The organism is Actinoplanes sp. NPDC049599, assembly GCF_044465625.1.
Taxonomy (GTDB): domain Bacteria; phylum Actinomycetota; class Actinomycetes; order Mycobacteriales; family Micromonosporaceae; genus Actinoplanes.
This window is the reverse complement of sequence record NZ_JBITLX010000015.1, coordinates 17,634-35,305: the sequence shown is the minus strand read 5'-3', so window position 1 is coordinate 35,305 and position 17,672 is coordinate 17,634. Positions and strand designations below refer to the sequence as shown.

The window sequence follows — 17,672 nt, the reverse complement described above, 5'->3', positions numbered from 1 at the left end:
CTGCGCGGGCTTGTCCTGTGCGGGGGCTGGTCGGCTGCGTGGGCTGGCTGTCTGTTCGGGCTGGCCGTTTGTGACAGGGCCTGAATGTGCGGCAGCCCGGCTGCCTGGGCAGGCGGCCGGGCTGTCGGGTTGAGTCAGTCGGTCGGGGGCACCGAGCTCGTCGGTGGCGCAGCCGGAGGCGTTGGGCCGGCGGGCGGGGCGGGCGGTGGTTCCGGGAGGACTTTCGCGATGCCGTCGGCTATCAAGCCCACTTGCCAGTTTCGGGCGCCGAAGCCTTGTAAGGTGTCTGCCACCGTTTGGGGGGTTATGTCCTCGGGCGGGGACCAGGCCAGGCGGCGGATGAAGTCTGGGCTGATCAGGTTTTCCGGGGGCAGGGTGTGTGCTTCGGCCGTACCGATGACGACCTGGCGGCAGCGTTGCAGGCGGGCTGCCGCGACCGGGTCGCGTTCCGCCCAGCGGTGCGGTGGGGGTGGGCCCTCCACCGGCACGTTCACCGGGAGTTCGTCGTCCGGCAGGGCGCGGGCCGCGTCCAGGGCGTCCAGCCAGACGCGGGCCAGGCGGCGCACCGAGCGGCCGCCGAAGCCCGGCAGGCCCAGCAGGGTGCGTTCGTCCTTCGGGTCGAGTTCGGCCGCGGCGACGATGGCCGAGTCCGGCAGGACCCGGCCCGGTGCCGAGTCGCGGCGGGCGGCGACGCCGTCGCGGGCGTACCAGAGGGCACGGACCCGGGACTGGGCCCGGGCGCCGCGGACGCGGTGGATGCCGGAGGTGCGCCGCCACGGGTCCGGGCGGGGGCGCGGGGGGCGGTCCGTGCTGGCCACCAGGGCCGCGAACTCCTCGGCCGCCCACGCCGTCTTGCCCTGCCGGTCCAGTTCGGCGGCCAGCAGGTCGCGCAGGTCGGTCAGCAGTTCCACGTCCAGGGCCGCGTAGGTCAGCCAGGATTCGGGCAGCGGGCGGGTCGACCAGTCCGCGGCCGAGTGGTGCTTCTCCAGCGAGCGGCCCAGCAGCTGCTCGGTGAGGGCGGCCAGGCCGACCCGTTCGAAGCCGGCCAGCCGGGCGGCCAGCTCGGTGTCGAACAGCCGGCGCGGCTTCATGCCCACCTCGGCCAGGCAGGCCAGGTCCTGGCTGGCGGCGTGCAGCACCCACTCGGTCTCGGCCAGTGCCGCGTCCAGGGTGCGCAGGTCGTCCAGCGGCATCGGGTCGATCAGCACCGTGCCGGCGCCCGCCCGGCGCAGCTGCACCAGGTAGGCCCGCTGGGTGTAGCGGTAGCCGGAGGCACGTTCGGCGTCGACGGCCACCGGGCCGGAGCCGGCGGCCATCCGGGCCACCACTTCGGCCAGCTCGTCGGCGGTCTCCACGGGCCGTGGCGTGCCGTCGCGGGGAGCGGTGAGGGGGACGGAGGTGCGGGCAGGTTCGGGCTCGGGACCGCCAGACATCGGGTCGGGCGGCACGGCGTGCGGTCCGTCCCCTGCTTGGTCCGGCGCGTCCCGACGGCGCAGGGGTGCTTCGTCGGTCACTCCGTAACCGTACGGGGGTACCGACCCCCGGGTGCGCAGCCGGGTCCCGGCGCGTCGGCTCTCGATCCACTCTGCTCGACACGAGTTGTTTCAAGAAAGCCCGCGCGCGCCCGTCCGCTGACCCCTTTTCGTCCGTACTAAGGGTCGGGAGCATCGAGACCGGGAGGCCCGCGCCGCATGACGACCGCCTACGACCCCTTCGGGGTGCCGGGCCAGCGCCGGCCACCGCAGGATCCGCTGCTGAGCCTGCCCGACCACCCCTCGGGCGAGTGGGCGGCGACCGCGCCGCGCTCGCTGCCCCGGTTCGGTCATCCGCGCCCGGCCAGCCAGTTCAGCGGGCCGTACCTGGCCTCGCCGACCGGCACCGTGCGGTATCCGGTGGTGGCCGACCCGGCGACCGAGCCGGCCGTGCTCAACGGCCGCGGTCGCGGCCGGCTGCTCACCGTGGCGCTGGTGGTGCTCCTGCTGCTGGTCACCGGCGGGCTGGCGTGGCGGCTGGAGCAGGCGAACAGCCGGCACAGCGACCAGCTCGCCGCCGCGCTGCTGCGCCAGGACCAGCTCACCCAGCGGGCGGACCGGCTGGAGCAGAAGCTCGCCGGGGTCTTCGACCCCGAGGCGATCTCGTCGTCGGTGCTGCCGAGCGTCTTCCGGGTCCGGGCCGGCAACTTCACCGGTACGGCGTTCTCGGTCGGCGACCGCGCGGCGGAGGGCCAGGCGAACCTGCTGACCAACTTCCACGTGGTCGAGTCGGTGTGGGAGTCGGGCGGCCGCAAGGTCTTCCTGGAACGCGGTAAGGACGAGGTGTCGGCGACCATCGTCAAGGTCAGCAAGGGCAAGGACCTCGCGCTGCTGCGGGCCAACCGCAAGATCGCCGGGTTGGACGTGGCGCCCAAGACGGTCAAGCCGGGCCAGCAGGTCGTGGTGGTCGGCGCGCCGCTGGGGCTCGAGGACTCGGTGACGACCGGCGTGGTGAGCGCCTACCGGCCGGACGACTCGGAGGGGCCGACGATCCAGTTCGACGCCCCGATCAACCCGGGCAACTCCGGCGGGCCGGTGGTGAACAGCGCCGACGAGGTCATCGGGCTGGCGACCGCCAAGGCCCGGGACGCCGAAGGCATCGGTCTCGCGGTGCCGATCAAGACCGCCTGCGACACCTTCAAGATCTGCTAGTCAGTTCGCCCCGGCGCGCTGGCGGTTGCCCAGGGCGGTGACGCCCGGGGGCGGCAGGCCGGCCGTCGAGGCGAGCATGGTGCACCAGCCCTGCAGGTGGGCGCCCAGGTCGTCGGAGGTCGGCGTCCACGATGCCCGAATTTCCAGATCCGCTGTCGGCGCCGGGCCGGCCAGCTCGCCGAAGCGGGTGGACGTGGTCTGGGTGATCGTGCCGCCGATCGCCGTGTAGCCCGCCGCGTGCTGATCCAGCCCGTCGGTGAGCCAGGTCCACGCCACCGCGGGCAGCAGCGGGTCGCCGGCCATGTCCGACTCCAGCTCCGCCGTGATCAGCGTGACCAGCCGCAGATTGCCCTGCCAGGCGTCGTGGCCGGCCGGGTCGTGCAGCAGGATCAGCCGGCCGCTGGCCACCTCGTCGCCGTCGCGCAGCACGGTCGCGCTCAGCGCGAAGCCGTACGGCGCCAGCCGCTGCGGTGCCGCGATCTCCTCGAGGAGTATCTCCTCGCGGGGTGCGGCGGCCCGCAGCCCGGCGACGGCGCGGGTGAACGCCTCGGGTGCAGCGGACGTGGGACCCATGCCTCGAAGCCTATGCCGATCACCGGGGAACCGGGCCGCGCGGCGCGCCGCACGGGCCCGTTCACTCACGTGGCACGATGTCGCGGGTGACCACGACTCTCCAGGATTCGGCGTTCGTCCGGGCCGCCCGCGGCCTGCCGGTGCCGCACACACCCGTCTGGTTCATGCGGCAGGCGGGGCGTTCGCTGCCCGAGTACCGCAAGATCCGCGCGGGGGTCGGCATGCTCGAGTCCTGCCGCCGGCCCGACCTGGTCACCGAGATCACCCTGCAGCCGGTCCGCCGGCACGGTGTCGACGCGGCGATCCTGTTCAGCGACATCGTGGTGCCGCTGGCCGCGGCCGGCGTCGACCTGGACATCGTGGCGGGCACCGGCCCGGTGGTGGCCGAGCCGATCCGCACCGCCGCGGACGTGGCGCGGCTGGGCCCGCTGGAGCCGTCGGACGTCGGCTACGTCGACGAGGCGGTGCGGCTGCTGGTGCCCGAGCTCGGCGCGACCCCGCTGATCGGCTTCGCCGGTGCGCCGTTCACCCTGGCCAGCTACCTGATCGAGGGCGGGCCGTCGCGGACGTACCTGAAGACCAAGGCCATGATGTACGGCGAGCCGGACCTCTGGCACGCGCTCTGCACCCGGCTGGCCGAGATCACCCTGACCTTCCTGCGGGTGCAGATCGGCGCCGGGGTCAGCGCGGTCCAGCTCTTCGACTCCTGGGCCGGCGCGCTGTCGGAGGCCGACTACCGCCGCTACGTCCTGCCGCACTCGGCTCGGGTGCTGGGCGGGCTGGCCGACGCCGGCGTGCCGCGGATCCACTTCGGGGTCGGCACCGCGGTGCTGCTCAAGGCGATGGGCGAGGCCGGCGCCGACGTGGTCGGGGTGGACTGGCGCACGCCGCTGGCCGAGGCGACCACGCTGATCGGGCCGGACAAGGCGGTGCAGGGCAACCTGGACCCGGCGATCCTGTTCGCGCCCTGGGAGGTCGTCGCGCGTGAGGCCAAGCGGGTGCTGGCCGAGGGCAAGGCCACCCCGGGGCACGTGTTCAACCTCGGCCACGGCGTCATGCCGGAGACGGACCCGGACGTGCTGACCCGCCTGGTCGACCTCGTGCACACCGCCTGAGGGACCTTCGGCCCTGGCTTCGGGGCCTGCGCTTCGGCGAGGGTGCGTGCCGTGCCTGTCACATCGAAGTACCCCGGTGGCCGGGGAGCGCCCCGACCTGACAATGTGGGACGCGTGCGGAAACGGGTGGCGGTCGTCGGCGGCGGGATCGCCGGGCTGGCTGCCGCGGTGCGGATCCGGGACCGGGCGCCCGCGGACACCGAGATCATCATCTATGAGCAGTCCGGGCGGCTCGGCGGCAAGCTGCGCACCGGCGAGCTGGCCGGCGCCACGGTCGAACGCGGCGCCGAGTCGTTCCTGGTCGGCGGGCCGGACGGCGGTGAGTCCGCGGCCGTGCAGTTCGTCCGGCGGCTCGGGCTCGGCGACCGCCTGGTCCACCCCGCGGCGATCCCGGCCGCGCTGGCGATCGGCGGCGCGCTGCTGCCGGTGCCCACGGGCACGCTCGTGGGTGTGCCCGGGGATCTGAGCTCGCTCGGTGCGGTCGCGCACCCGGCCGCCGGCGCCGACCGCGACGAGGGCCGCCCGCTGCTCGCCGCGGGTGCCGACGTCGCCGTCGGCGCGCTGGTGCGCCAACGGTACGGCGACGAGATCGCCGACCGCCTGGTCGACCCCCTGCTCGGCGGGGTGTACGCGGGCCGTGCCGACCACCTCTCACTGGCCACCACCATGCCCGCGCTGGCCTGCACCGCCCGCACCGAGCACACCCTGGCCGGCGCCGTGCGGGCCGCCCGGGCCGCCGCGGTCCGGGTGCCCGGCCGGCCGATCTTCGCCGCGCTGGAGGGCGGGATGACCCGGCTGGTCGCCGCCGCCGCGACCGCCGGCGGTGCCCGGATCAGCCTGGGCCTGCCGGTCCGCGAGATCGCCCGCACCGCGCACGGCTGGCGGCTGCTGCTGGGCCCGGTCCCGGCCCCGCAGACCGACGACGTGGACGCCGTGGTGCTCGCGGTGCCGGCCCGGCCCGCCGCCCGGATGCTCGCCGGGGTCGACCTGACCGCCGCGGCCGCGATCGAGGCGCTCGACTACGCCAGCGTCGCGCTGGTCGCGCTCGCGCTGCCGCCGGGCACCCCGCTGCCCGAGCTGTCCGGCTTCCTGGTGCCGCCGACCGAGGGCACCCTGGTCAAGGCCGCCACGTTCTTCACCCGCAAGTGGCCGCACCTGGGCGGCGCGGACGGGCCGGTGATCATCCGGGCCTCGCTCGGCCGGGCCGGCGAGGAGGACCGGCTGCAGCACGCCGACCCGGTGCTCACCGCGACCGCGCACGCCGAGCTGGGCCGGCTGCTCGGCGGCGAGCTGCCCCCGCCGATCGGCTCCTGGGTGCAACGCTGGGGCGGCGGCCTGCCGCAGTACGCCCCCGGCCACCTGGACCGGGTGGCCCGGGCCCGCGCCGCGCTCGCCGTCCGGCCCGGTCTGGCCCTGGCCGGCGCCGGGTTCGACGGGGTGGGCATCCCGGCCTGTGTGGCCAGCGGCGAGAGCGCCGCCGACGACGTCCTGAAATACCTGGAGGAGCTATGACCGAGCAGACCAACGCGGCGCGGGTCAAGGAACTGAACGCGACGATCCGCTACACGATGTGGTCGGTGTTCAAGGTCGCGACCCCGCTGCCGGCCCTGCGCGAGGACCTGGCGAGCGAGGTCGACACGCTCTTCGAGCAGCTGCTCGGCAAGGACGTCGTGGTGCGCGGCACGTACGACGTGGCCGGCCTGCGCGCCGACGCGGACATCATGGTGTGGTGGCACTCGGAGTCGCCGGACGCGCTGCAGGAGGCGTACGGGCTGTTCCGCCGCACCGCGCTGGGCCGGCACCTGACCCCCGTCTGGTCCCAGATGGCGCTGCACCGCCCGGCCGAGTTCAACAAGAGCCACCTCCCGGCGTTCCTGGCCGGCGAGGAGGCGCGCCCGTACATCTGCGTGTACCCGTTCGTGCGGTCGTACGAGTGGTATCTGCTGCCCGACGAGGAGCGCAGGTTCATGCTGGCCGAGCACGGCAAGATGGCCCGCGGCTACCCGGACGTGCGGGCCAACACGGTCGCGTCGTTCGCGCTCGGCGACTACGAGTGGATGCTGGCCTTCGAGGCCGACGAGCTGCACCGCATCGTCGACCTGATGCGGGACCTGCGGGCCTCGACGGCGCGCCGGCACGTCCGCGAGGAAGTCCCGTTCTACACCGGCCGCCGCCGTTCGCTGACCGAGCTGGTCGCCGCCCTGCCCTAGGGCCTGCGCATCGGCACGTGCGGGATGCCGTCCTCCAGGTAGCCCGGCCCCGCCTCGACGTAGCCGAACCGGCCGTAGAAGCCGGTGAGGTGCGCCTGGGCCTCCAGCGTGCTCGGCCGGTCGCCGATCACGGCCAGCGCGTGCGCCATCAGCCGGCTTGCGTAGCCACCCTTGCGGGCGGCCGGCGCGGTCACCACCCGGCCGATCCGCTCGGTGCCGTGCTGGTCGAGGATCCGCAGGTACGCGAGGATCTCGTCGCCCCGGGCCAGCCACACGTGGCGGGTGCCGGGCTCGTCGTCGCGCCCGTCCAGCTCCGGGTACGGGCACTTCTGCTCGACCACGAACACGTCGACGCGCAACTTCAGGATCGCGTACAGGGTGGTGGCGTCGAGGTCGCGGAACGACGCCACCCGGATCTCTTCGTGGGGCTCCGGAGGCATGAGTCGGATTTTAGGCGTCACCAAGTCGCACCCTTCCACGTTGGTGCAGGAGGAGCCGCGCACCCTGGAGACGAGAATGATCAAGCGAAGCAAGCTCTTCGGCAACAAGACCCGGGTCACCTTCTGCCTGCCGAAGGACGCCCCCGACGGGCCGGTGAGCGTGGTCGGCACGTTCAACGGCTGGGAGCCGGGGCTGCACGAGCTCAAGGACCGGCGGGACGGGACCCGGACGGTCACCGTACGGCTGGACCCGGGCCACTACCGCTTCCGCTACCTGGCCTCCGACGGCATCTGGCTGGACGACGAGCACGCCGACGCGGTGGGCCCGCACGGCAGTGAACTTCTGCTCTGACGTTTCGTTCGGCTGCGCCCGGGCACCTGTCGCGGGAATAGTTGACGTGACAAACAACTGCGGAAGGGGCCCTCGTGGCTGATGTGAAGCTTGCGATCGTGTACTACTCCTCGACCGGCACGATCCACGGCATGGCGGAGCGGATCGCCCGGGCCGGGGAGAAGGCGGGCGCCGAGGTCCGGCTGCGGCAGGTGGCCGAGCTGGCGCCGGAGGAGGCCATCGCCTCCAACGCCGCCTGGAGCCAGCATTTCGACAGCACCAAGAACGAGCCGAAGGCCACCGCCGACGACATCGTCTGGGCCGACGCGGTGCTGTTCGGCACGCCCACCCGGTACGGCAACGTGGCCAGCCAGCTCAAGCAGTTCATCGACACCCTGGGCCCGCAGTGGGGGCAGGGCCTGCTCGCCGACAAGGCGTACGCCGGCTTCACCGCCTCGATGACCGCGCACGGCGGCCAGGAGTCGACGCTGCTCGCGCTCTACAACACGATCTACCACTTCGGCGGCATCGTGGTGGCGCCCGGCTACACCGATCCGCTGAAGTACGCCGACGGCAACCCGTACGGTGTCTCGCACGTCACCGGCGGCGGCAACGACGCCCCGCTGGGCGACGCGGAGAACAACGCGCTCGACCACCTGGCGCAGCGGATCGTCAAGATCGCCGGAAAGCTCTCCGCCTGATCGGGTTACCTCTCTTGACCCATGGCCGTGACTTGGCAGACTGTCACGCGTGGTGAAAAAGTTCGAGGCTGACCTGACCAATGCCGAGTGGCGCCGCAGCGGTGGCCCCCAAACGGAAGCCGCCGTCGAGGTGGCCCTGCTTGACGGGGGCGTCGCCGTGCGTGACTCCCGCAAGCCCGACGGCGACGTGCTGTTCTTCACGCCGGCCGAATGGGACGCCTTCGTCGGGGGCGCCAAGGACGGCGAGTTCGACCTGTAGCGTGGCGAAGACGGACATAGGGCGGTATCCGGATATCAACCTGAATAAGGTTCGTTTCTGGGTAACCTGCCGATATGACCATTCACGAGAGTTCTGACCTGCTGAAAAAGGTGGAGCGGTACGAGGCTGCGGTGAAGGAGCTCGAGGCTGCTCACGAGGACGTCAAGGACGTGCTCATCGACACCATCCTGTTCGCCCGGTGGCAGCAGCTCGGCGCTCGGCTGGGCTTCTCGGCGGCCGACCCCGCGAAGCAGCGGGAGGAGCCCAACCGTGACCTCCAGCAGCTCAACCAGCAGATCTCGGCGATGAGCGAGTCCTGGGCGCATTAGCCCGGTGACCGGCGACGCCCGGGGCCCTCGCGGCCCCGGGCGCCCGGAAGCGCTAGCGTGGCGCCATGGTCGACACCCAGTACGAAGAGCTGCTGCGCCGGGTTCTCGAGACCGGCATCCCGAAGGCGGACCGCACCGGCACCGGCACGGTCAGCCTCTTCGGCGAACGTCTGCGCTATGACCTGGCGCAGGGCTTCCCGCTGATCACCACCAAGCGGGTGCACTTCAAGTCCGTCGCGGTCGAGCTGCTCTGGTTCCTGCGCGGCGACAGCAACACCCGGTGGCTGCGCGAGCACGGCGTGACCATCTGGGACGAGTGGGCCGACGCGGACGGCGAGCTGGGCCCGGTCTACGGCAAGCAGTGGCGGTCCTGGCCCACCCCGGACGGCGGCCACGTCGACCAGATCACCGAGCTGCTCGCCACCCTGCGCCGCGACCCGGACTCCCGCCGCATGATCGTCTCGGCCTGGAACGTGGCGCAGCTGCCCGAGATGGCGCTGGCCCCGTGCCACGCGCTGTTCCAGTTCTACGTCGCCGACGGCAAGCTCTCCTGCCAGCTGTACCAGCGCAGCGCGGACATGTTCCTCGGGGTGCCGTTCAACATCGCGAGCTACGCGCTGCTGACCCAGATGATCGCCGCGCAGGCCGGCCTGCTCCCCGGCGACCTCATCTGGGTGGGCGGCGACTGCCACGTCTACTCCAACCACGAGGAGCAGGTGCGCGAGCAGCTCAGCCGGCCCGCGTACGCGTTCCCGAGGCTGGAGATCGCGCCGGCGGACTCGCTCTTCGACTACACCTACGAGCACTTCTCGGTCGTCGGCTACGAGCACCACCCCGCGCTGCGCGCCCCGGTCGCGGTATGACGATCCACCTGATCTGGGCCGAGGCGCACGACGGCGTGATCGGCTTGAAGGGTGAGATCCCCTGGCGGGTGCCGGGGGAGCAGCAGACCTTCAAGCAACGCACGATGGGCGCCACCGTGGTGATGGGGCGCGCCACCTGGGACTCGCTGCCGGAGCGCGTCCGCCCGCTGCCCGGCCGGCGCAACGTGGTGCTGACCCGGCAGCCGGGCTGGGCGGAGGCCGAGGCCTTCGGCTCCGTCGAGGAGCTTTTGCGGGTGCACGACGAGTTCTGGGTGATGGGCGGGGCCGCGGTCTACACCGCGCTGCTGCCGTACGCCGGCCACATCGTGCGGACCCGGATCGACCTCGCGGTGCCCGGCGACACCTTCGCCCCGCGGCTCGGGCCGGAGTGGCAGCTCGCCGCCGGTGCCGAGACGCGGACGTCGGACACCGGCGTGCGATACACGATCGAGGAGCTTATTTCGGGTCGAGCCTGATCGACAGGCTGTTCACGCAGTGCCGGGTGTTCTTGGCCGTCATCATCTCGCCCTTGAAGACGTGTCCCAGGTGGCTGTCGCACCGGGCGCAGCGGATCTCCGTACGGACCATGCCGAGGCTGCGGTCCTCGATCTCGCGGATCGCGCCCGGGATGGCGTCGTCGAAGGACGGCCAGCCGCAGTGCGAGTCGAACTTGGTGTCGCTGGGGTAGAGGTCGGCGCCGCAGGCCCGGCAGGCGTACATGCCCTCGGTCTTGGTGTCGACGTACTCGCCGCGCCAGGCCGGCTCGGTGGCGCCCTGGCGCAGCACCCGGAACTCGTCGGGGCTCAGGCGGACCCGCCACTCTTCTTCGGTGGTGGGCAGGGTGGTCTTGTCGGTCATGCCTCCAAGGTACGTCGGTACGGCGGCGGCGCACCGCCAGTGCGCCGACCGGGCGGCCCGCATCCGTTGAGCAGTCATGGATGCAGCGCGATTCAGCCCCACCTGGCAGCAGGCCCTCGCCCATGGTTCGTACCTCGGCCTGCTCGTGTCGGTCGTCGCCGTGACGGCCGGCCTGCTCGCCGTGCTGGTGGCCCAGGCGGGCACGACGGCCTTCGCGCCGCCGGCCTGGTTGTGGGCGGTGCTGACGTTCGCTCCGCCGCTGGTGGGCGCGCTGCTGGGGGTGCTGGTCCGGCCCCGGCTGAGCACCGAGATCTGCGCGGGCGGGATCCGTACCGTGACGCCCTTCGGGGTGGGGCTGGAGCCGTGGAGCCGGGTGGTCGACCTGCGGGCCGAGCGGCGCGGGGCGCGCACCGTGGTCTCGGTCTACCTGGAGTCCGGCGCGAGCGTGCAGTTGCAGGCGCCGTACAGCGGGGAGTTGTTCGCCGCGGACCCGCGGTTCGAGCTCAAGGTCTTCGCGCTGTCCCAGCTGTGGCGCAGCCACCGGTTCGGCGGCGTGCCGAGCTGATTCACCCTTTTGATGGCGACACGCCGGTGTCCCAATGCCGCAAAATCGGGCAATAGCCGCTAAGCTCCCATCGGACCAAGACTGACATACCGCAACAGAACGGATACCCTTCATGAGTTTGACGCGCCGGTTGACCGCAGGACTGCCCGCGGTCGGCGTCACCGTCCTTGCCGCTCTGGCCCTCTCCGGGGCCCCGGCTGCCGCGACGGGCGACGAGTCCGCCGCTCGCGCCAAGCAGCCCGCCGTGATGACAACGCCGTGCTCGGAGGTTCCGCGCGGCGCCAGGTGCGACTACGCCGACGACGAGACACCGGGTGACACCGGTGCCACGCCGGACGACAACGGCGGCGCCGGCCCGACCCGCGGCAACGGCGGCTACGGCGGCGAGAGCCCGACTCCGTCACCGAGCCCGTCGACGCCGACGGCCAGTGTCGACACTGTGCCGCCGGGCGGCGAGAGCCCGGCGACCTCCCCGGCGCCGACCAAGAGCACCCCGGGCGGGGTCAGCGCGGGCGGCACGCTCCCGCTGACCGGCGCGCCGATGGGGCTCACCATGGCCATCGGCGGCCTGATGGTCGCCGGCGGCGCGGCTGCCGTCTACTACACCCGGCGTCGTCGCAGCGCCTGATCGGTAACTGCCACGGAAGGCCGCCCCCGGGATGTCCCGGGGGCGGCCTCGTTTGTCAGGACAGCTGCCAGGCCGCGCATCGGCGGATCCGGCGGGGGCGGTGTCCATCAGGGACTAGGGTCTTGGCATGGCCGCATCGTCCAAGTCGCCCGCTGTCGAGGTCGAGGTCGCCGGTCGTCCGGTACGGCTGAGCAGCCCCGACAAGGTCTGTTTCCCGCAGCAGGGCTACACCAAGCGGGACGTCTTCGAGTACTACCTGGCGGTCGGCGACGGCATCATGCGTGCCCTCGACCACCGGCCGACGACCCTGCAACGCTTCCCCGACGGCATCGAGGGGGAGATGTTCTTCCAGAAGCGGATCTCCACCCGGGGCGTACCGCCGTGGGTGGAGAGCGCCACCATCACCTTCCCGAGCGGCCGCACGGCCGCCGAGCTCTGCCCCGTGGACCTGGCGCACGTGGCCTGGGCGGCCCAGATGGGCACGATCGTCTTCCACCCGTGGCCGGTCCGGGCGGCGGCCCCCGACAACCCGGACGAGCTGCGCATCGACCTCGACCCGCAACCGGGCACGAACTTCGCCGACGTGGTCGGCACGGCCGGGGTGGTTCACGAGGTCCTGGACGAGCTGGGCTGGACCGGCTACCCGAAGACCTCCGGCGGCCGCGGCGTGCACGTGTACGTGCGGATCGCGCCGGCGCACTCCTTCGTGGAGGTGCGGCGGGCGGCGATCGCGCTGGCCCGTGAGGTGGAACGGCGCAGCCCCGATCGGATCACCACGGCGTGGTGGAAGGAGGAGCGCGGCGAGCGGGTCTTCCTGGACTACAACCAGACCGCCCGGGACAGGACCATCGCGTGCGCGTACTCGTTGCGGGCCAATGCCCGGGCGACGGTCTCCACGCCGGTCACCTGGGCCGAGCTGACCGAGGTCGAGCCGGACGACTTCGACCTGCGCACGGTGCCGAAACGCGTCAAGGCGATCGGCGACCCGCACGCCACGATCGACGACGTCGCCCACGACATCGCGCCGCTGCTGGAGTGGGCGGCCCGCGACGAGAAGGCGGGGCTGGGGGACCTGCCGTATCCCCCGGACCACCCGAAGATGCCGGGCGAACCGCCACGCGTCCAGCCGAGCCGCAAGAACGCTGCCAACTGGGCGGAAGGCGGCAGCTGACGAGCACCGGCGCGGGCGTCACGCGATGCGGGCCCGGGCGCTGCTCGACGGGTACGCGGCCCGGGTCCCGCTGCGGGCGTCCTCCGCCGCCGGCCCGCCCGCGTTCGTCGCCGTCGACGGCGGGGTGCCGGTCGGTCTTCTACGACCGGTCCAAGAACGGCTCGAAGACCTGGTGCTCGATGGAGGTCTGCGGCAACCGCAACAAGACCCGGTCCTACCGCCGGCGCCAGGCCGGCGCTACAGACTGAGCTTGAAGCCGACGTGCGAGGGTTCGAAGCCCAGCGAGGCGTAGAACCGGTGCGCGTCGGTGCGGCGCCGGTCGGTGGTGAGCTGGGCCAGGCCGCAGCCGCGCTCCCGGGCCCGGTCCAGCGCCCAGGCCATCATGGCCCGGCCGACCCCGTGCCCGCGCAGGTCGGTGCGCACCCGGACGGCCTCGATGGTCATCCGCTCGGCGCCCCGCCGGCTCAGCGAGGGGATGAAGGTGAGCTGGCAGGTCCCGACGACGACGCCGTCCCGGTCGGCCACGACGAGTTCGTTGCGCGGGTCGGCGTCGATCGCCTCGAACGCCGCCCAGCAGGCGGCATCCGCGGCCTCGTCCGTCGGGTCCGGTGCCGGGGTGCGGGAGCGGGCTATCTCGTCGTCCGAGAGCAGTTCCAGGATCGCGGGGACGTCGGCGCGCGTCGCGGTACGGAAGATCACTTGGGCCACGTGGACATCGTGACACGGCCGTCGGGGTGAGCCGCCGGATGGCCGCCGCAGGGCACGATGACCGGATGCGACTGCTGCTGCTCCCGGCGCGATGGGCCTACCGCGGGCTGATCTGGCTCGCCAACTCACCGCGCAAGTTGATGTTGTCCTACGCGCTCCTCATCGCGACGTGCAGCGTGCTCTACCACTTCTTCGAGAAGGATGCGTCCTACGGTGACGCCCTCTGGTGGGCGGTGGTCACCGCGTCGACTGTCGGCTACGGCGACATCTCGCCCGAGACGTGGCAGGGCAGGCTGATGGCCGCCATGCTCATCTCGATCATGGTGCTGATCGTTGTGCCGCTGATCACGGCGCACTTCGCCAGCAAGCTCATCGTCAATCACGACGCTTTCCAGCACGAGGAGCAGGAGGAGCTGAAGCAGAACCTGCGGCACGTGCGCGGCCTGCTGGAGGAGCTGGCCGCCCGGGAGGGGATCACTGCGGCGGACAGCGCAGTCCCTCCTTCGGCACCCGCAGATCGATGAGGTAGCCGTCGACCGCGTCCACGATGCACTTGGTGCTCGGGTATGCGGTGTGCCCCTCGCCCTCCCAGGTGAGCACCTGACCCGTGCCGAGCATCTTGGCCAGCTCGGCGGTGTTCTCGTACGGCGTCGCGGGGTCACCCGTCGTGCCGACCACCACGATCGGCGGCGCCCCGACCGCGGCCCCGGCCGGGTACGGGTCCTTGCTGCCCGGCCAGAACGTGCACGGCAGCATGCCCAGCGCCAGCGCGGCGCCGAACAACGGGTACTTCTTGCGCCACTCGCCCTGCAGCTGGCGGATCTTCTCCACCGTCGGGGCGTCCGCAGTGTCCGCGCAGTTCACCGCGAGGTTGGCGTCGAACAGGTTGGAGTAGCTGCCGTCCGGCTTGCGGTCCGCATACTGATCGGCGAGGTCGAAGATGCCCTCCGCGTCGCCGGTCCGCAGGTCGTCGACGGCCTTGGCGAGCTGCTGCCAGCCGGACTCGGTGTAGAGCGACGAGATCACCGCGACGAAGATCCAGCCGGCGGTGGCCTCCCGTCCGTCCGGCCCCTCGACCGGTGACGCGTCGGCCTTGGCCAGCGCGTCGGTGACCGCGCCGCGGGCGTCCGGGGCGATCGGGCACTTGGCGGCGTTCGCCTTGCACCAGGTGGTGAAGTTGGTGAACGCGCGCTCGAAGCCCCTGGCCTGCGACTCGGAGCCGGCGATGAAGTCCTGCTTCGGGTTGATCGCGCCGTCCAGCACCAGCGCCCGGATCTTGTCCGGGAACAGCTGCGCGTACGTGGCGCCGAGCAGCGTGCCGTAGGAGAAGCCCAGGTAGGTCGTCTTCTGGTCGCCGACGGCGGCGCGGATCGCGTCCATGTCGCGGGCGGCCTGCTCGGTGGAGAACAGCGGCAGCTGGGCGCCGTACTTCTGGCCGCAGCCCTCGGCCACCCGCTCGTTCAGCGCGACGACCTGCTGGAACTCGGCGGCGCTGGTCGGGTCCGGCGGCGCCGCGAACGTCGCGTCCTGGTCGGCCGAGCTGATGCACTTGATCGGGTCGGAGCGGCCGACGCCGCGCGGGTCGAAGCCGACGATGTCGAACCGGTCGGTGACCTCGGTCGGCAGCCCGCCCAGCGCTTGGCCGAAGGACAGGTAGACGGCCGTGTCGATGCCGGAGCCGCCCGGGCCGCCGGGGTTGATCAGCAGCGAGCCGATCCGGTCGCGCTGGGTGGCCGAGCGGATCCGGATCATCGCGACGTCGTAGGTCTCGCCGGACTGCGCCGCCGCCCAGTTGCGGGGCACGGCCACCGACGCGCAGTCGTAGGTCATGCCGGACGCGGCCCGGCCGACCAGCCCCTGCGGCACGTCCGGGCACGGGCTCCACTGCGCCTGCGTGCCCGGCACCGCGGGCGGCGCCTTGCTGCCGCCGGTGACCGGCGCGGCGCCGTCGGAGTCGTCTGGTGCGAAGACCGGCAGCGTGCAACCGGCGGTCGCGATGACCGCGACGACCAGTGCGGCCAGGACCATTCGGGGGGTACGCGGCACGGTGCGCGGCCTTTCTCGATCGGCTCTTGCTCGCACGAGGCTAGCCGAGCGGTCTGACAACCTGACTCAGCGGCTCGTCAGCACGTCCGCGAGCTGGAACCGGACCGGGCGTTCCAGCTGGAGATAGGTGCAGGAGCGGGGCTCGCGGTCCGGGCGCCAGCGCTCGAACTGGGCGGTGTGCCGGAAGCGCAGGCCTTCCATGTAGTCGTAGCGGACCTCGACCACCCGTTCGGGGCGCAGCGGCACGAACGACAGGTCCTTGCCGTTGTTCCAGCGGCTGACCTCGTTCTTGCGCGGGGTGCGCTCGCCCTGCTCGTGCGCCGCCCAGTTCCACGGGTGCCCCTCGAACGTGGTGACCAGGTGCTGGAGCTCGGTGAACAGCTCCTCCCGGACGGCCATCGGGAACGAGCCGATCACGCCGACCGAGACCAGCACGTCACGCTCGTCGTAGAGGCCGAGCAGCAGCGAGCCGATCCGGTTCTCCCCGGACTTGTGCACGCGGTAACCGGCCACGACGCAGTCCGCCGTACGCTTGTGTTTGATCTTGGTCATCACCCGCTTGTCGGGTTCGTAGCCCAGCTCCTTGCCCTTGGCGATGAGCCCGTCCAGCCCGGCGCCCTCAAACTCGGCGAACCAGCGGCGGGCCGTCTCCAGGTCGTCGGTGGCCGGCGTGACGTAGACCGGGGGCTTGGCGTCGGCCAGGCACCGCTCCAGCCGGGCCCGGCGCTCGGCGAACGGCAGCGTGGTCAGGTCCTCGTCGCCCAGCGCCAGCAGGTCGAAGGCGACAAAGCCGGCCGGGGTCTGCTCGGACAGCAGCTTGACCCGGCTCGCCGCGGGGTGGATGCGCTGCTGCAGGGCCTCGAAGTCGAGGGTGTTGCGCTCGGTGTCGGCGACGATGATCTCGCCGTCGATCACCGCGCGCGCCGGGAAGTTCGCCAGCACCGCCTCGACGACCTCGGGGAAGTAGCGGGTCATCGGCTTTTCGTTGCGGCTGCCGATCTCCACCTCCGGGCCGTCCCGGAAGATGATCGAGCGGAAGCCGTCCCACTTGGGCTCGTAGAGCTGGCCGGCGGGGATGTCCGCGACCGGCTTGGCCAGCATCGGCTTCACGGGCGGGTTGATCGGCAGGTCCATCGGCCCAGTCTCCCCGTTCGTGGCGGGAAAGGAAGCCCGGACGCTCCGGATGAGCACGTTCACGGGCCCGCGTGCCGGGTATGGGGCTGCCATGAGCTCACGTGTGGTGGTACTGACCGGTGCGTCCAGCGGGATCGGCCGGGCCGCCGCGCTGGCCTTCGCGGCGCGGGGCGACCGGCTGGTGCTCGCCGCGCGGGGCCTGGCCGACCTGGAGCGGGTCGCCGCGAGCTGCGGCGGGAGCCCGCTGGTGATGCCCACCGACATCAGCGTCCGGGCCGAGGTCGAGGAGCTGGCGGACGCGGCGGTACGGCGGTTCGGCCGGATCGACGTCTGGGCGGACAGCGCGGCCGTGATGGCGTACGGCAAGTTCGAGGACGTGCCGGCCGACGTCTTCGACAAGGTGGTGACCACCGACCTGCTCGGCTCGGCGAACGTGGCCCGGGCGGCGTTGCGGGTGTTCCGGGCCCAGGGTCGCGGCACCCTGATCCTGTGCGGCTCGCTGCTCGGGCACATCACCGCGCCGTACATGTCCGCGTACGTGACCTCGAAGTGGGGTCTGCGGGGCCTGGCCCGGACCCTGCGGCAGGAGACCCGTGACACCCCGGGCATCAACGTCTGTCAGCTCGTACCCGGCAGCGTGGACACGCCGATCTACACCAGCGCGGCCAACTACGCCGGCTTCGTGGGCCGGCCGCCGCCGCCGGTGGACAGCGCCGAGCGGATGGGCGCGGGGATCGTCCGGCTCGCCGGCCGCCCGCGCCGGGAGCTGTCGGTCGGCGCGGCCAACCGCTTCACCGAGTTCGGCTTCAAGGCCCTGCCGCCGGTCTACGACGCGCTGGTCGGGCCGATGATGGGCCGGCTCGGGCTGAGCCGCCGGCGGGCCGAGCCGGGCACCGGCAACGTGTTCGGTCCCGCTCCCCGGCAGGAGGGCGGTCCGGTCCGCTGGGGCCGGCTGCCGGTCGCCGCGCTCGCCGCCACCGCGACCGTGCTGGCCTCGACCACGGTGGCCGCGGGCGTACGCCGGATCCGCCGCGGGTCTTGAGCCGGCCCCTGGGGC

At 72.5% G+C, this 17,672-nt stretch carries 23 protein-coding genes; 16 read left to right on the top strand and 7 right to left on the bottom strand.

Annotated features, from left to right (window positions below; genetic code table 11):
* Positions 1-134: 134 nt before the first annotated feature.
* Complete coding sequence (locus tag ACIBQZ_RS24860; protein WP_396091164.1) at positions 135-1,514, bottom strand: ribonuclease D; 1,380 nt, start codon at positions 1,512-1,514, stop codon at positions 135-137.
* A 177-nt stretch (positions 1,515-1,691) separates the two neighbouring features.
* Here ACIBQZ_RS24860 and ACIBQZ_RS24855 point away from each other — a divergent pair, with 177 nt between their 5' ends.
* The gene (locus tag ACIBQZ_RS24855) at positions 1,692-2,684 is read left to right on the top strand and encodes a S1C family serine protease (protein ID WP_396091163.1); all 993 of its coding nucleotides are present in this window, start codon (positions 1,692-1,694) and stop codon (positions 2,682-2,684) included.
* On the opposite strand, the gene ACIBQZ_RS24850 is transcribed toward ACIBQZ_RS24855, so the two are convergent.
* Positions 2,685-3,257, bottom strand: a complete 573-nt coding sequence (locus ACIBQZ_RS24850; RefSeq protein ID WP_396091162.1) for a DUF3000 domain-containing protein — start codon at positions 3,255-3,257, stop codon at positions 2,685-2,687.
* Positions 3,258-3,343: 86 nt separating this feature from the next.
* On the opposite strand from ACIBQZ_RS24850, the gene hemE reads away from it, so the two are divergent.
* From hemE to hemQ, 3 genes are all read left to right on the top strand, one after another.
* Positions 3,344-4,372 carry a uroporphyrinogen decarboxylase gene (gene hemE / locus ACIBQZ_RS24845; protein WP_396091161.1) on the top strand — a complete coding sequence of 343 codons (1,029 nt, stop codon included), beginning with the start codon at positions 3,344-3,346 and terminating at the stop codon, positions 4,370-4,372.
* Positions 4,373-4,486: 114 nt separating this feature from the next.
* Positions 4,487-5,884: a protoporphyrinogen oxidase gene (hemG, locus tag ACIBQZ_RS24840; protein WP_396091160.1), complete on the top strand. Its 1,398-nt coding sequence runs from the start codon at positions 4,487-4,489 to the stop codon at positions 5,882-5,884.
* Entirely contained in the window at positions 5,881-6,582 is a 702-nt protein-coding gene (hemQ, locus tag ACIBQZ_RS24835) for a hydrogen peroxide-dependent heme synthase (RefSeq protein WP_396091159.1), read from the top strand. Before hemG ends, hemQ begins: the two co-directional genes overlap by 4 nt.
* Here the strand turns inward: hemQ and ACIBQZ_RS24830 are convergent.
* Positions 6,579-7,022 (bottom strand): GNAT family N-acetyltransferase, encoded by a 444-nt coding sequence (locus tag ACIBQZ_RS24830; protein WP_396091158.1) that lies wholly within the window; start codon positions 7,020-7,022, stop codon positions 6,579-6,581. The two genes, hemQ and ACIBQZ_RS24830, sit on opposite strands and share 4 nt — an antisense overlap.
* A 76-nt stretch (positions 7,023-7,098) precedes the next feature.
* Here ACIBQZ_RS24830 and ACIBQZ_RS24825 point away from each other — a divergent pair, with 76 nt between their 5' ends.
* The 6 genes from ACIBQZ_RS24825 (at position 7,099) to ACIBQZ_RS24800 (ending at position 9,981) form a co-directional block, all read left to right on the top strand.
* A complete protein-coding gene (locus ACIBQZ_RS24825) occupies positions 7,099-7,374 on the top strand; it encodes an isoamylase early set domain-containing protein (RefSeq protein ID WP_396091157.1) in 276 nt (91 codons plus the stop codon).
* Positions 7,375-7,448: 74 nt separating this feature from the next.
* On the top strand, positions 7,449-8,054 hold the full coding sequence (wrbA, locus tag ACIBQZ_RS24820; RefSeq protein ID WP_396091156.1) for an NAD(P)H:quinone oxidoreductase: 606 nt from the start codon (positions 7,449-7,451) through the stop codon (positions 8,052-8,054).
* A gap of 49 nt (positions 8,055-8,103) precedes the next feature.
* Positions 8,104-8,313, top strand: coding sequence for a DUF397 domain-containing protein (locus ACIBQZ_RS24815; protein ID WP_396091155.1), 210 nt, complete (start codon positions 8,104-8,106; stop codon positions 8,311-8,313).
* Positions 8,314-8,387: 74 nt separating this feature from the next.
* Positions 8,388-8,642: a hypothetical protein gene (locus ACIBQZ_RS24810; protein WP_396091154.1), complete on the top strand. Its 255-nt coding sequence runs from the start codon at positions 8,388-8,390 to the stop codon at positions 8,640-8,642.
* Between the two features lie 65 nt (positions 8,643-8,707).
* Positions 8,708-9,505, top strand: coding sequence for a thymidylate synthase (locus ACIBQZ_RS24805; protein ID WP_396091153.1), 798 nt, complete (start codon positions 8,708-8,710; stop codon positions 9,503-9,505).
* Positions 9,502-9,981 carry a dihydrofolate reductase gene (locus ACIBQZ_RS24800; RefSeq protein ID WP_396091152.1) on the top strand — a complete coding sequence of 160 codons (480 nt, stop codon included), beginning with the start codon at positions 9,502-9,504 and terminating at the stop codon, positions 9,979-9,981. Before ACIBQZ_RS24805 ends, ACIBQZ_RS24800 begins: the two co-directional genes overlap by 4 nt.
* Here ACIBQZ_RS24800 and msrB read toward each other — a convergent pair.
* Positions 9,962-10,363: a peptide-methionine (R)-S-oxide reductase MsrB gene (gene msrB, locus ACIBQZ_RS24795; protein ID WP_396091151.1), complete on the bottom strand. Its 402-nt coding sequence runs from the start codon at positions 10,361-10,363 to the stop codon at positions 9,962-9,964. The two genes, ACIBQZ_RS24800 and msrB, sit on opposite strands and share 20 nt — an antisense overlap.
* A gap of 76 nt (positions 10,364-10,439) precedes the next feature.
* Here msrB and ACIBQZ_RS24790 point away from each other — a divergent pair, with 76 nt between their 5' ends.
* From ACIBQZ_RS24790 to ACIBQZ_RS24775, 4 genes are all read left to right on the top strand, one after another.
* Positions 10,440-10,928, top strand: coding sequence for a hypothetical protein (locus ACIBQZ_RS24790; RefSeq protein ID WP_396091150.1), 489 nt, complete (start codon positions 10,440-10,442; stop codon positions 10,926-10,928).
* A gap of 112 nt (positions 10,929-11,040) precedes the next feature.
* Entirely contained in the window at positions 11,041-11,556 is a 516-nt protein-coding gene (locus ACIBQZ_RS24785; RefSeq protein WP_396091149.1) for an LPXTG cell wall anchor domain-containing protein, read from the top strand.
* A 127-nt stretch (positions 11,557-11,683) separates the two neighbouring features.
* Positions 11,684-12,727 carry a non-homologous end-joining DNA ligase gene (gene ligD, locus ACIBQZ_RS24780; RefSeq protein ID WP_396091148.1) on the top strand — a complete coding sequence of 348 codons (1,044 nt, stop codon included), beginning with the start codon at positions 11,684-11,686 and terminating at the stop codon, positions 12,725-12,727.
* Positions 12,706-12,975: a CGNR zinc finger domain-containing protein gene (locus tag ACIBQZ_RS24775; RefSeq protein ID WP_396091301.1), complete on the top strand. Its 270-nt coding sequence runs from the start codon at positions 12,706-12,708 to the stop codon at positions 12,973-12,975. Before ligD ends, ACIBQZ_RS24775 begins: the two co-directional genes overlap by 22 nt.
* Here the strand turns inward: ACIBQZ_RS24775 and ACIBQZ_RS24770 are convergent.
* Entirely contained in the window at positions 12,965-13,435 is a 471-nt protein-coding gene (locus tag ACIBQZ_RS24770; RefSeq protein ID WP_396091147.1) for a GNAT family N-acetyltransferase, read from the bottom strand. The genes ACIBQZ_RS24775 and ACIBQZ_RS24770 overlap by 11 nt on opposite strands.
* Positions 13,436-13,500: 65 nt before the next feature.
* Between ACIBQZ_RS24770 and ACIBQZ_RS24765 the strand changes: the two genes are divergently transcribed.
* A complete protein-coding gene (locus ACIBQZ_RS24765) occupies positions 13,501-13,959 on the top strand; it encodes a potassium channel family protein (protein ID WP_396091146.1) in 459 nt (152 codons plus the stop codon).
* Here ACIBQZ_RS24765 and ACIBQZ_RS24760 read toward each other — a convergent pair.
* Positions 13,910-15,463, bottom strand: coding sequence for an alpha/beta hydrolase (locus ACIBQZ_RS24760; protein ID WP_396091300.1), 1,554 nt, complete (start codon positions 15,461-15,463; stop codon positions 13,910-13,912). The two genes, ACIBQZ_RS24765 and ACIBQZ_RS24760, sit on opposite strands and share 50 nt — an antisense overlap.
* Before the next feature lie 84 nt (positions 15,464-15,547).
* Complete coding sequence (locus ACIBQZ_RS24755; protein ID WP_396091145.1) at positions 15,548-16,615, bottom strand: ATP-dependent DNA ligase; 1,068 nt, start codon at positions 16,613-16,615, stop codon at positions 15,548-15,550.
* Positions 16,616-16,706: 91 nt separating this feature from the next.
* Here ACIBQZ_RS24755 and ACIBQZ_RS24750 point away from each other — a divergent pair, with 91 nt between their 5' ends.
* Positions 16,707-17,657 carry an SDR family NAD(P)-dependent oxidoreductase gene (locus ACIBQZ_RS24750; RefSeq protein WP_396091144.1) on the top strand — a complete coding sequence of 317 codons (951 nt, stop codon included), beginning with the start codon at positions 16,707-16,709 and terminating at the stop codon, positions 17,655-17,657.
* Positions 17,658-17,672 lie beyond the last annotated feature (15 nt).

Coding starts and splice junctions, on each gene's coding strand:
- ACIBQZ_RS24830 (WP_396091158.1), bottom strand. CDS start 7,022: ATGCCTCCGGAGCCCCACGAAGAGATCCGGGTGGCGTCGTTCCGCGAC.
- ACIBQZ_RS24750 (WP_396091144.1), top strand. CDS start 16,707: ATGAGCTCACGTGTGGTGGTACTGACCGGTGCGTCCAGCGGGATCGGC.
- ACIBQZ_RS24790 (WP_396091150.1), top strand. CDS start 10,440: ATGGATGCAGCGCGATTCAGCCCCACCTGGCAGCAGGCCCTCGCCCAT.
- ACIBQZ_RS24850 (WP_396091162.1), bottom strand. CDS start 3,257: ATGGGTCCCACGTCCGCTGCACCCGAGGCGTTCACCCGCGCCGTCGCC.
- ACIBQZ_RS24760 (WP_396091300.1), bottom strand. CDS start 15,463: ATGGTCCTGGCCGCACTGGTCGTCGCGGTCATCGCGACCGCCGGTTGC.
- ACIBQZ_RS24755 (WP_396091145.1), bottom strand. CDS start 16,615: ATGGACCTGCCGATCAACCCGCCCGTGAAGCCGATGCTGGCCAAGCCG.
- ACIBQZ_RS24810 (WP_396091154.1), top strand. CDS start 8,388: ATGACCATTCACGAGAGTTCTGACCTGCTGAAAAAGGTGGAGCGGTAC.
- ACIBQZ_RS24825 (WP_396091157.1), top strand. CDS start 7,099: ATGATCAAGCGAAGCAAGCTCTTCGGCAACAAGACCCGGGTCACCTTC.
- ACIBQZ_RS24805 (WP_396091153.1), top strand. CDS start 8,708: ATGGTCGACACCCAGTACGAAGAGCTGCTGCGCCGGGTTCTCGAGACC.
- ACIBQZ_RS24800 (WP_396091152.1), top strand. CDS start 9,502: ATGACGATCCACCTGATCTGGGCCGAGGCGCACGACGGCGTGATCGGC.
- ACIBQZ_RS24785 (WP_396091149.1), top strand. CDS start 11,041: ATGAGTTTGACGCGCCGGTTGACCGCAGGACTGCCCGCGGTCGGCGTC.
- msrB (WP_396091151.1), bottom strand. CDS start 10,363: ATGACCGACAAGACCACCCTGCCCACCACCGAAGAAGAGTGGCGGGTC.
- ACIBQZ_RS24855 (WP_396091163.1), top strand. CDS start 1,692: ATGACGACCGCCTACGACCCCTTCGGGGTGCCGGGCCAGCGCCGGCCA.
- hemQ (WP_396091159.1), top strand. CDS start 5,881: ATGACCGAGCAGACCAACGCGGCGCGGGTCAAGGAACTGAACGCGACG.
- ACIBQZ_RS24765 (WP_396091146.1), top strand. CDS start 13,501: ATGCGACTGCTGCTGCTCCCGGCGCGATGGGCCTACCGCGGGCTGATC.
- ligD (WP_396091148.1), top strand. CDS start 11,684: ATGGCCGCATCGTCCAAGTCGCCCGCTGTCGAGGTCGAGGTCGCCGGT.